Origin of the sequence: Chryseobacterium oleae, assembly GCF_900115055.1 — a bacterium.
Lineage (GTDB): Bacteria > Bacteroidota > Bacteroidia > Flavobacteriales > Weeksellaceae > Chryseobacterium > Chryseobacterium oleae.
The window spans coordinates 44,891-57,336 of record NZ_FOVD01000002.1; the positions used below are offsets into that span (position 1 = coordinate 44,891).

The following is a 12,446-nucleotide window of genomic DNA, read 5'->3' on the forward strand; positions in this document are numbered from 1 at the left end:
AGCAACTTCTAACTTCTAATCTCTAACATCTAATTTCTACCCCTTCATCATATTGAAATAATTCCACGCCGCCACAAAAACCCCTGCCGTTTCAGTTCTCAGCCTTTGGTTTCCAAGTGAAACAGCTTTTACGTTACTGTCGGATAGAAACTGGATCTCTCTTTCAGAAAAATCTCCTTCAGGACCGATTAAGAAAGTGATCTGTTCCAAAGCAGGAATATGATTAAGCTCAATTCTTTCCAGATTTTCATGACAGTGCGCCACGAACGTCTTTTCTGGATTAATATTTTTCAGAAAATCAGGAAGCTTAATTAAATCATTAACAACAGGAAAATGAAATCGCAAACTTTGTTTTGAGGCCGCAATGGCTTGTTTTCTAAGTTTGTCGATACTGATATTTTTACGCTCTGTTTTTTCAGTTTGTAAAATGGTAATTTCGGAAATCCCCATTTCTACAGCTTTTTCTACAAAAAACTCAATTCGGTCAATGTTTTTCGTCGGAGCAATAGCAATGTGCAGTTTTGGATTGAAATCCTGAGTGTCTTTTTTAATTTCGGAAACATTCAGACTTGCTTTTTTTCCTTCGATCACCAATGTTCCGGAAGCAACATTTCCTTTTCCGTCTGTTACGTGAATGTTTTCACCGTCTTTCATACGAAGAACTTTCACAATATGCTGCTGTTCTTCGTCATTAATTATTGCCGTTCCGTTATTGATTTCGCCAAAAAAAAGTTTCATATACTGATATTTAGAATGCGCCTGAATTGTATTAAAAGATGATGGGAAGCTGGAGGATGGAAGCTTGAAGTTGCTATTGGACGGTAGTATTAATAATTTCTTTTAAACTGATTGAAGTTGTTTTAAAAATATGAATAAAAATATCCTGTATTTCTATCTTTGGACTTCAATAACTTCCCTCTTCGAGCTTCTGACTTCCTTACCTAATGACTTCTCACGTTGATGATTAAAAGGTAATTTCATTCTCACTTAAAAATGCTACACCGGTTTTTATCGTGGTATAAACATCACCTTCACAGTCTCTGTATGAACATGCGTAAATTTCTTCAATCCACTTATTATTCATAAAGATTAAATTCAAATATTCGTTTTTTCTTAAATTATTTTTGATGGATAAATAATCTCCTTCTTTGGGCTCGTAAGCAAAACTGAATACATTTTCTGAATTGATCTTCTCTATGACCTCCTCCTTTATATTTTGAACATATCCGATTTCTGAACTGATCATTAAATAATCTTCATCTTCAGATTGTTCTGTCACTTCATTTTTTCCGATAACGGTTTCTAAAACCCAGTAATATTTTGAATTTTTTTTAGACTGCGTTCCCAGTACTTTTTCTTCTAAGAGTATTTTCATAAATCATATTTTGCAGTTGCGGACGTTTTCATATCCGTAAATTCTCCTCGCTCATATTTCAGTTGAGCCACCATCGCAATCATCGCCGCGTTGTCTGTGGTATATTCAAATTTTGGAATGTAAATATTCCAGCCTAATTTCTCATGATTGTCCTGCATTGCTTGTCTCAAAGCAGAATTGGCAGAAACTCCACCTGCAATCGCCACTTCTTTTACATTTAACTCTTTGGCGGCTTTTTCAAGTTTCGCCATTAGAATTTCAATGATCGTTCTCTGAACGGAAGCACACAGATCATTCAGGTTTTCCTTAATAAAATCCGGATTCTTTCTGACTTCCTTCTGAATGAAATAAAGCACAGACGTTTTGATACCGCTGAATGAATAATCATAATTCTCCATTCTCGGTTTGTTAAATGTAAAGGCATCAGGGTTTCCTTCCTTGGCCAATCGGTCTATAATAGGTCCGGCAGGGTAGTCCAGATCGAAGATTTTTCCGATTTTGTCAAAAGCTTCTCCTGCGGCATCATCAATTGTTTTTCCGATAATTTCCATATCAAAATAATCCTTCACCAGTACGATCATGGTGTGCCCTCCGCTTACCGTAAGACACAGGAAAGGGAATTGAGGCGGCATAGGATTTGCATCTTCGATGAAATGGGCTAAAATGTGGGCCTGGAGATGGTTAACTTCAATCAGCGGAACATTCAGACTCATTGCCAAAGACTTAGCAAATGACGTTCCTACAAGAAGAGATCCTAAAAGTCCGGGGCCGCGTGTAAATCCTATAGCTGAAATAGCATTTTGTTGTATATTTGCTTTAGTAATAGATTTTTCAACAACGGGGATTATATTTTGCTGATGCGCTCGCGATGCCAGTTCCGGGACTACACCTCCATATTCTTTATGGATAGCCTGATTCGCAGCAATATTGGACAGAATACAGTTTCCCTTGATGATAGCTGCTGAGGTGTCGTCGCAAGACGATTCAATACCTAAAATTATAGAGTCGCTCATAATAATGGCAAAGTTAGAGAATAATAACGAGAATGAGAATAAAAAATCTGTAGCTGAGAACCTAAGTGATCAGGTACAGAAGACTGTGGAGAATGTAGAAGGCGCTGTGAAGGAAACAGTTAAGGAAGCATCTGAACTGGCATCAGATGCCATTCATCATCCCGTAGAAACGGCTGAAGAATTTGGAAAGCAGGCAGTAAAAGATGTGACCAGCTATTCCTGGTGGACCAAACTTCTTCTGATCCTTTTCTGGCTGGGAGTTATTCTGGTTGGAGGAGTTCTTACAGCCATTAATCTTCCGGCAACCAAGCAGTGGGCGGCAGATCAGGCACTTCAGATCGTTAACAAAGACTTTAAAGCCGGAATGTCTACCGAAAGTGTAGAAGTGGATTATTTCGGAGACGTTATTATAAAAGGTTTAAAAATCAAGGACTATAAAGGTCTTGAATTCATCAAAGCAAGAGAATTCCGTGCGAATTCAGATTGGTTGTCACTTGCCTATAATGCCATTTCCGGGAACAGCAATTCATTGAGTTTTAATTCCCTTACCCTTGTCAATGCCGATGTGAAGGTCATCACCTACAAAGGCGACAGCATTTCAAACTTTATCAGATTTACACAGCTTTTCGACAGCGGAAAAAAGCGGGATCCAAAGAAACCTCCTTTCCAGCTGAATTCCCGTGTACAGATCATCGATTCAAAAGTTTCTATCGTTAGCCAAAACTCTCCGGGAGAACCTGGGAAATGGTTGACGGCTACAAAATTTAATTTAATAGCGCCTAATGTTAAAGTAAACGGCCCCAACATTTCTGCGCTGATCAATAATATGTCCTTTGTCACAGCAAGATGGGGGAAATCTCACTTTGTAGATACCTTTTCTACGGAACTCTCTTTAACCCATGAATTTCTTTCTTTAAAAGATCTTACCCTGAATACAGATCATTCCCTATTGCAGGGAGATATAAAATTCAATCTTCATGACGGATCATGGTCCGATTTTGCAGACCGGGTAAGCTGGGACATGAATATCAAACAGGGAAGCCAGATGAGCGGATATGACATCAGCTACTTTGTGACGAACTGGGATAATTTTAAACCTTTCAACCTGGCTGGAAAAATGACCGGCCCACTGAATAAATTCTATCTGGAAAACTTCCTGATCAGAAATCCCGACGTGAATATTGCCACCAAAACCATGAGAGTGGACAGGCTGCTGAAAGGAAATTTCTCCATTGAAACCAAAGATCTTTCCACAGACTTCACCTATAAAGACCTTAAAGCGATGATGCCTTCATTTATTTCCAAGAAGATGAAGAATTTCGCAGACGATTTTGGAAAACTGAAATACAACGGAGCGGCAAAAGTAGATCCACAACAAATCTTTATTCCCAACGGAAACCTGATGACGGGAATAGGGCAGGCGAAAATCACTAAGCTTTCACTTACAGGCTATAGCACGGCAATGCCTAAATATTCAGGATATCTGGAAGTCAAAGACCTGAATACCTCTGTTATCACTAAAAATAAAGCAGTTGGTCTTATCTCCGGTAAATTCGATCTTAACGGGCAGAGTTTTGACGTCAATACCATGCGTCTGACCACCAAATCCCAGATCAGCAGCATTGAGATTATGGATAAGCAGATCAGCAATCTGTATCTGGACGGTTTATTGGACCATAAAAAATATAACGGACTCATCACCATCAATGATGAGCAGGCAAAAGCTACCATTAAGGGACTTATTGATTTCAGTACCCCAAGGATTATGATGGATGTGAATGCAGACGTCACCCATCTGAATATGAATTATTTTACCAACAAACCGGGAAGCCAGATTGTGAGCGGCCAGGTGGTAGGTAAAATGTCCATGTCTTCCATTAATGACCTGACCCTGGATGTGGATGCCAATAACCTTAATTTTGCTACAGCAACACAAAAGTATATCGTTCCAAAAGCAAAGCTTAAAACCTTCTTGGAAGCTGGCGGGCGTGTCATCGAAGTTGATGCACCGGGAGCTGCTAACGGTAAAATCTCAGGGAAATATAATCTGGGTGATCTTGTAGGAATGATGGAAAACGGTATCGGAAGAATTCTGGTAGGACCTCCGCCGAGAAAACTGTACAGAGGTCAGAGTTTCAAAATGAATTTCGATGTTCAGCAAGGTGTTGTGAATTATTTCCTGCCGGATCTTAAACTTCCGCAGGGTGCTGTGGTAGAAGGCGAGTACAACGGAGATTCAAACGATCTGATCCTGAATCTGGATGCAGCTTCCCTGAAGTATATCATGACGAAGAAGGAGGAGATCACCGAAGCAGACAAAGCCTTGGCAGCCACCAATCCTGAGTATAAACTTAATGACCGTACTAATATCTCCAGAGACAGCGCGATGATTGACAGTGTGATGGTGAGAATCAATACAGCCAAGCTTGATGAGCAGCTGTATGCAAGGATCAGTAAGCTGGTGTACAATAAAAATATTATCAAAGATTTTGAACTCAGAGGAAAGAATGAAAATAATACGGCGCTTCACCTGGCGACAACATTTAAACATGGAAGTCCGGAAGATGAGCTGAGTGAAAGCCTTAAATCATACGCCATTAATGTAGATCAATCTACGAATGCAGCGGGAGATTATGTTTTCAGATTCGAACCTACAGAAGTGAAGTTCAATGATGTTACGTGGGCGATAGATACCAGTCCTGAGCTGGATCATTCCATTACTTACAGGAAGAGTACGGCTGATTTTGACATTCATAATCTGCGGGTATTTTCAGATAAAAGTGCCCTGTTCATTAAAGAGGCCCAGTTTAAATCGGCAAAAGACTTTTATATAGATGCGGATATTGAGGAATTTGCCGTAGAAAAGCTCCTTGAAATGCAGTCCGGAGGAAATCCGATGGGAATCAAAGGTCTGGCGAACGGAAGTGTGAAAATCAAAATGGATAAGAGCACGCTGCAGCCCTTGGTAGACCTTACGGTAGACAATATCATGATGAACGGAAATGAAATGGGTGATCTTACAATTTCTGCCACCAACGGATTCTCCCTGAATGTTTATGACGTAGATGTCAAAGTAACTTCTGCCGGAGTTCTCGGAAATAATAACCTGCACCTGACAGGTACCGTAAATAACAATACCGCTTCTCCGACCATCGACCTGACGGCGGAAATGCGAGATTTTGACATTGCCTTTACCCAACAGTTTGTTCAGACTGTTTTTGGAAATATTAGAGGAAAAGCGACGGGTGATCTTAAGATTAACGGAAAACTAAGCAACCTGGATTACAGTGGTGATATCGCGTTGAAAGGCTTTGGTCTGAAACTGCTCTTCACCGGAGTAGATTATTCATTTGATGATACCGTGATACCGCTTTCCAAAGGACTTGCAATCCTTAACAATATTGAAGTCCATGACGGGAGAACGAATTCTAAAGGAACAATCTCCGGAGCGATCCAGTTTGAAACGATTTCTTCCATGGGGGTCAACCTGATTATGCGAGCAGACAATCTTCTGGTGCTTAATACTTCGCAGAAAGATTTTGACCTGTTTTGGGGAAGGGTTTACGGACAGGGAGATCTCTACGTAGACGGACCTGTTTCCGGACTGAGTATTTCCACCCCGAATATGAAGGCACTCAATGGAAGCACCTTTACCTTTAATTCCAGCTCTACATCCAATGTGGAAGAATTCAAAATGCTGAGGTTCCTGAAAGAAGGAAAAGACGGACTGATCACTTTGGAAGAAAAGAAAAAGACGGGAGCGAATATGAATATCGATTTCAGTCTTGATGTGGATAAAGGAACCACCGTGAATGTACTTGTAGGTGATGATGTAGGAAATATTACCGTAAAAGGAACGGCTGACAGATTGAGATTCCAGATGGGAAGACGTGGAGGAATCGCGATGAACGGAACTTATAAAGTAGATAACGGAACGTTTGTTTCTAAAGCAATCCTGAATAAAACCTTCCAGATCCAAAAGAACAGCAGCATCAGATGGGATGGTGATGCCATGAAGCCGGCGCTGGATATTACAGCCAATTATGTAAGAATGGTGTCGAATGCAGGGGAATATTTAAGCATGGGGAAACTGCAGCCGATCAGTGTATTGCTTCAGGCGAATATCACGCAGTCCTTAATCAACCCGAAAATAGATCTGAATGTGACCGCTCTTGACGTCTCCAGCCAGGTAAAAGAAACATTGGCCGCCAAGATGAGTCAGGAGGGCGAGAAAGTACTCCAGTTTGGTTCTGTGTTGCTGTTAAGCACCTTTAACGTCTCCAACAGTGGAGGAGTAGATTTTGATGTGGCGGGAGTCGCAGAATCTTCAGGATATAACATGCTTCTTAAACAACTGGGTTCTGTATTGAATACCATGAGTAACGAGTTCCAGATTGATCTGAATTATGTAAAAGGTGATCAAAATTCCAACACTGGTGACCGTGCTAATGCAGGGGTAAGCGTGGCTGTTTCGCCTAGAATAAATATCAAAACCGGATTGGGTATTCCACTGACAAAAACCGAAGGTGCCCAGAATAATTATCTCTCCGGGGAAGGATCTATTGAATATGATGTTTCTAAAAAGAATGATGGTAGTCTCGTCCTGAGAGGCTATTCCAAGCCTACCAATATCGGAATGGTAAGTACCAATGGATCTGCAAATCAGGCCTATGGTGGGGGAGTTGTGTGGAGTAAAAGCTTTAATTCTCTGTTTAAAAAGAAGAAAAAAGATAAAAAACCATCAGAACCTAAAACGGAAATAAAAACAGATTCTATAAAATCGAATGCTAAATAATCTGAATATTTTAATGATTTTTATCATCCGTGTTAATTATTGTTAATGTTTAATATAATTTTTTTAGTTAAATAATTTTTTATAAATTTGCAAAAAATACATGGATTTTTTAAGAAAATTGTAATTTAACTAATATGAACTATCAACTGGACGAAATAGACAAGAAGATTCTTGATTTCTTAGTAGAAAACACAAGAATGCCTTTTACAGAGATTGCAAAGCAGATGGATGTTTCTGCGGGAACAATTCACGTAAGAGTGAAAAAAATGGAGGATGCAGGTATTATTTTGGGATCATCTCTTAATATCGATTATGGTAAGCTGGACTATCACTTTACAGCTTTCATTGGGATCCTTTTGACAAAATCAAACCGCACTCAAGAGGTATTGAAAGAATTATCAGTACTTCCGAACGTAATCGAAGCGAGCGTTATTTCCGGGAAATATAATATTTTCTGTAAAGTAAGAGCTAAGAATACGGAAGATGCAAAAAGAATTATCTATCAGATAGACGACATTCAAGATGTAATGAGAACCGAAAGTATGATCTCCATGGAAGAGTACTTGAGCGACAAAAACAGATTGATCAACGCTATTTCTATATAATTCAAATTTTAAACGAATAAATATGCTGAAGAACTTATGAATTTATTCATAAGTTCTTTACTTTTGTACCTATGGAAGAATACAGTTACTTTGACGAGGATCCAAAGAAAGGATGGGGCTTTATTTTAGCATTTGCAGCTTTAATGCTGTTCACCATAATGGGGCTTGGAATAGATGTGGATGAATATCTGCAGCATGAATATCTTCAGATCCCGAGGTGGTATTTTTTCGTTATCTTTTCCATTGATGTTCTGATGATGATCGGACTGGTGCTGATGTTTTTCTACAGAAAAGTGGGGATCATTATGTTTCCGGCGCTGTTGGTTCTGCATTTCTTTATGCACAATTATTATCTGTCTACCTTTTTGTATACGGATGTGACTAATCTTTTCCTTTTTACAGGTTTTGGGATGCTTGCTATTATTCCGAAATGGAAGTTTTTCAAATAGAACTTTAAATGTGATCTTTAATCTGGTCCGTAGAAGTAAATAGCGGGTTGTTTTAACGGGCTTCTTCTCCGTTCCTGCCATTCTCCCGGATTGTGGATAAAAAATAGAATTTAAGGTGCTTAAATGAGCTTTTTATTTTCTATAGATTTTTCAGAAAGTAGAGAGGGTAATCCAGCTCAAAAGTTTCGTGAAAAATTTCAAATTTATTTTGAGTGTAAAAAGTACGGTTTTCGGGAGTGGTTGTTTCTACATAAATTAACTCGCCATCATAAAATTTTAAGGAGTCGTTCAATAATTTTGTGCCTATTCCTTTCCCTTGTTCTTCCGGAACAACTGCCATGAGCCACAAATGAATGAACTTTTCTTCAGGATGGAAACTTTTCAAAAGTTTTTCCCTTCTTAAAACTTTTAACATATTGTTTACGCCAATACAGACAAATAGCAACCTGAGCTCTAATGCGAATTTTCTGAAACTGAATGTATTGCTGTCGAGGAATAAAATACATGCTTTATCGTGATCATTTAAAAATACATTGCCATTCAATAGGGACACATCAAACTGAAATTCCATTAATGCTTTTAGCCTTTTGTACCTGTCACCGGATTTTTTCATCACAAAGTTGATAGAATTGGGAATAAGTACATCAATAAAAGCCTGACATAATATGTCAACTGCCTTTTCCCGATCTTTGTGAGTTGCTCTTTTCATGGATTTAGTTTTGCCAAAAGTAAGGATAAATCATTTGAGTAAGTTATAAATGATGAGTTATGAATTATGAGTTATGAGGTTTTTGAATGATGAGTTTTGTTTTAAAAACGAAACCGGCATCCTGAAGCGGGATGAGGTGCTAAGATTTATCCTTTATACATCCTGATATTTCTTGATGGTTCCCATATATTCAATAGGAGCGGGCTTCAGCCCGCTTACAAAATTCATGCATTGCAAAAGGCTTTAGCCCAAACCTGAAGTCCAGGATTTTTCTCTGATGTTTTTTTACCATAAAAAATAGCTCACAATCTCTTAAATACAGTGTATTTTTATTCATCTTTTTTCAAACGACTTCAATCATTTTAAAAGAAACTGTTAACTACTTACTGCCCAATAGTAATTCCCATCCTCCATCCTTCTAATAATCCAGTCTGTAAAATCGAATAGCATGTTGTTTTAGCGGGTTTCGGCTCCAATCCTCCCATTTCCCCGTATAAGGATCGTAACCGCACTTAAGGGGCTTAGATGTGTCTGATTCTTCATTGTTTTGATGAGTGCGTTCTGTGTACGCTCTGCAATCTGTACAAATATATCTGAACTCGCAGTCTTTGCAAACCTCTATTTTGTCTTTAGTGATTGGCCAGTACTTTTTAAAATTGGCTTTTACCAAAGCTTCTTCAAGGCTTATCTCATGAATGTTTCCGAAACTTTCAGGCATTAAAGGACAGTTTTTAATATTGCCGTGAAGATCTATTCCCATCTTTTTATAAAGGCAGGAATTATGGTTCATAGCCTCTGAAACCTTTGAGATATTAGTGTTGAAATATTTCAGATCTATTTTTCCACAGGAGGAAATTTTCACGTCTTCTTTTGTAAAATTCAGTGCGAATCTGAATTCATCCTTTACTTTGAAAGGTTCTTTTTCACATTTGTAAAAAACGATATGGTACATTCTTTCAGTATTGTTGTGGATGGTGTTTATAAAATCCAGATTGACGGCTTGATGAAACGGAGAAAAAATCTCTATCCCACACAAAACGGAATGAGAAAATATCTGATCGGTCTTTATAAAATCCTCTACAGTCAATGTTTTCGGACTGTATATCACCAAATGCCTTACGCCAAGATTCTCCACAGATTCCTTTATTTTTTCCAATAGCGAAATCTCTGTGAGCTCTATGAAAAGATCAGCAATTGTACTGGGCTCATCATATTCATAGGAGAGAGGTGGAAAATTTTTGTCCCAGTCATTCTCCGTCATGAATCCATATTCTTTCTCTAATAAAATATCCAGATACTCCTGAATGGCAGGTTTGGATTCTTCATCATAATTCTCCAAGACTTCTTCTATCGAAACATTTTTCAGTTCCTCCACGACATCATACAGTTCCAAAGGATATAGCTCCGAAACATTCCTCTGAAGATCGGAAATCAGGATCCTGCTGGCTCCTTTTGTGATGAGTATATTTGAAAACAGATTGAAGTATCTCATAATAGGCGGATGAGTGGTTTTACGGGTTTTTCTCTTACGTAAAAGGTGGTTTGATATTTTTTACATCTTAATATGCATTTAGTACTGCTGCTAATTCCTTTGGAACCAGTGTTGTCAAAAAACTCCATATGCTTAAAGGATAAGGGAAGTTTGTGTTTTTCACCGAAGTTTTCTTTCATAAATAGTCAGCGATTTTTTTAAATAGTGGATAATTACAATGGTGAGCTACGTTCGCAAACTGACCTACAGGATTTACTTCTAAGAAATAATAGAGATTTCCGCTTTTGATAAAATCCAGTGAGCCACAGTTGAGATCAAGCATCTTCATCAGCTCGTGAATTTTAATTTCCATTTCCCCGGGAAGCTTGTACCGGATATTTCTATTGGGTTTCTCATTGTTATACTTTCTGAAATCTGTTTTAGTCTGCTCGTCATTCTGTGAGAAAATGGCCATGGAGAAACATTCGCCTTCGAAATAAAAGGTTCTGATCTCAAAATCCTTTTCTATCTTTTCCTGAAAAAAAGAAGTGAAAAATCCTTCTTTATCGGCTTCTTCGATGATCGTTGTATACATAATTCCATCTTGATTGTCAGATAGACTGTCCAATATCACATTCCCGGTGATCGACTTTGTGATGGTTGTATTCAGAAGAACTTCATCCGTATTGTCTGCTAAAAAATATTCAGGAACATCCAATCCTGCTTTCTGCGCATATTCCAATACCAAAAGTTTATTGACGTGGCTATTGCTTTGTTTGTTGATGTGCTTTTTGGTCTCTAAAGTTTTCAGTACGTAATCTTCCAGCCAGTGCTGGGTTTCATTCATATAGATATTAATAGAATCGTTGCTGTAGGACAGGCGATTAAAGTAGAGTCCGCCTCTTCTGTGCCAAACACTTTTTATATCGTCCAGAAAGAAACTGTTTTTCTGACTTTGCAGAAAGAATCTTTTTTCACGAAGATGAATTTCAAAAAACTCATCGTCATTGACAAGAATAAAGTTCTTGTTCATTGAAGCCAGCCAACGAATCACTTCTATTGTTGTCCGGTCATTATTATCAGAAAATATCAGGATCATTTGGTTTTGAGGCTGTCGGATAAATCTTTTGCTAATTTGTTTCTGTAGTTTAAACTGGGAAGACCGATACTTTTCCTGTTACGGTTTACTTTAGCTGAATCTGTTATATTTCGATACCCTTGATAAACGCCATAAGTGTAAGGGATTTTATGATGCAGATTATTTCGGTCAACCATGGCTGCATAATCGCGGGGAGGGCATTCACCGGACTTTACATATTCTAATATTTTGGCTTTGAAATAAGGATGATGTTGATCATAATCTGCCATGTGAAGAATGATTACGCCCATGGGTATAAAAGTATCCTTATGGTATAAACCTATTTTTTGCATGGATGGATAGCCATAATGTTCAAAGGTCCATTTCAGCAGTTCGGCGTTTTTCAGATCATTTTCGACACGGTCCGAGTCATTGAGCCGTCCTCCATATTTGTCACGCGCAATTGCTACTACAAAGGAATCTATCAGTTTTTTGTCAAGTTTTTTTTCCCATTCAGCAACCTTTTGTTCTATGCTAAGGCTGTCTATTCCGTATTTTTTGTAGAGGCTGATGAATTTCGAATCTGCTTTTTTGTATCTCCAATAAGGAGCAATTAAAGGAACTAACCGGTAAAGACTTCTCTTGCCTCCAAAATTTTTTCCAAGCTTGTCAGAAATTCTGATATACGTTTCATATTCTTCGGTACGTTCCTGATTAAGAGGTCGGTATTTCCTGAATAGTTTACGATAGAGATGGGTAGCTTTTTCCTGCTGTTTAGCGATTCTGTAGATGCTGTCAATTTCGTTTATTTTGTGGTAATAAGTGATATAATCCTTGCTTTTACAACAGTAAAGAAAAAAACATATAAGTATAGAGACGAACAAATACCAGATATTTTGATTCTGTTTCATATATAATGATTTCATTAAAATTGTCTGAAGTTTAGTAAGA

Annotated in this window: 10 protein-coding genes; 3 read left to right on the forward strand and 7 right to left on the reverse strand. The window is 38.2% G+C overall.

Translation table 11 applies throughout. The features are described 5' to 3' along the window. Positions 1–36: 36 nt before the first annotated feature. From BM143_RS07335 to tsaD, 3 genes are all read right to left on the reverse strand, one after another. Complete coding sequence (locus tag BM143_RS07335) at positions 37–738, reverse strand: RsmE family RNA methyltransferase (RefSeq protein ID WP_090023933.1); 702 nt, start codon at positions 736–738, stop codon at positions 37–39. Positions 739–964: 226 nt separating this feature from the next. After that, complete coding sequence (locus tag BM143_RS07340) at positions 965–1,375, reverse strand: hypothetical protein (RefSeq protein WP_090023934.1); 411 nt, start codon at positions 1,373–1,375, stop codon at positions 965–967. After that, positions 1,372–2,388, reverse strand: coding sequence for a tRNA (adenosine(37)-N6)-threonylcarbamoyltransferase complex transferase subunit TsaD (gene tsaD, locus BM143_RS07345; protein ID WP_090023935.1), 1,017 nt, complete (start codon positions 2,386–2,388; stop codon positions 1,372–1,374). The genes BM143_RS07340 and tsaD overlap by 4 nt, the downstream gene beginning before the upstream one ends. Positions 2,389–2,392: 4 nt before the next feature. On the opposite strand from tsaD, the gene BM143_RS07350 reads away from it, so the two are divergent. The 3 genes from BM143_RS07350 (at position 2,393) to BM143_RS07360 (ending at position 8,237) form a co-directional block, all read left to right on the forward strand. Next, positions 2,393–7,183 (forward strand): translocation/assembly module TamB domain-containing protein, encoded by a 4,791-nt coding sequence (locus BM143_RS07350; protein ID WP_090023936.1) that lies wholly within the window; start codon positions 2,393–2,395, stop codon positions 7,181–7,183. Positions 7,184–7,317: 134 nt separating this feature from the next. Further along, positions 7,318–7,788 carry an Lrp/AsnC family transcriptional regulator gene (locus tag BM143_RS07355; protein ID WP_034703315.1) on the forward strand — a complete coding sequence of 157 codons (471 nt, stop codon included), beginning with the start codon at positions 7,318–7,320 and terminating at the stop codon, positions 7,786–7,788. 71 nt (positions 7,789–7,859) lie between these two features. Continuing rightward, complete coding sequence (locus BM143_RS07360) at positions 7,860–8,237, forward strand: hypothetical protein (protein WP_090023937.1); 378 nt, start codon at positions 7,860–7,862, stop codon at positions 8,235–8,237. 139 nt (positions 8,238–8,376) lie between these two features. Here the strand turns inward: BM143_RS07360 and BM143_RS07365 are convergent, their stop codons facing one another. The 4 genes from BM143_RS07365 to BM143_RS07385 all read right to left on the reverse strand — a co-directional run bounded on the left by BM143_RS07365 (position 8,377) and on the right by BM143_RS07385 (position 12,406). Next, positions 8,377–8,946: a GNAT family N-acetyltransferase gene (locus BM143_RS07365; RefSeq protein ID WP_090023938.1), complete on the reverse strand. Its 570-nt coding sequence runs from the start codon at positions 8,944–8,946 to the stop codon at positions 8,377–8,379. Positions 8,947–9,364: 418 nt separating this feature from the next. Further along, positions 9,365–10,438, reverse strand: a complete 1,074-nt coding sequence (gene gwsS, locus BM143_RS07370) for a grasp-with-spasm system SPASM domain peptide maturase (protein WP_090023939.1) — start codon at positions 10,436–10,438, stop codon at positions 9,365–9,367. Positions 10,439–10,613: 175 nt separating this feature from the next. Continuing rightward, positions 10,614–11,516, reverse strand: coding sequence for a grasp-with-spasm system ATP-grasp peptide maturase (gwsG, locus tag BM143_RS07380; RefSeq protein ID WP_090023941.1), 903 nt, complete (start codon positions 11,514–11,516; stop codon positions 10,614–10,616). Beyond that, positions 11,513–12,406, reverse strand: a complete 894-nt coding sequence (locus tag BM143_RS07385) for a hypothetical protein (RefSeq protein ID WP_090023942.1) — start codon at positions 12,404–12,406, stop codon at positions 11,513–11,515. The genes gwsG and BM143_RS07385 overlap by 4 nt, the downstream gene beginning before the upstream one ends. Between the last annotated feature and the right edge of the window lie 40 nt (positions 12,407–12,446).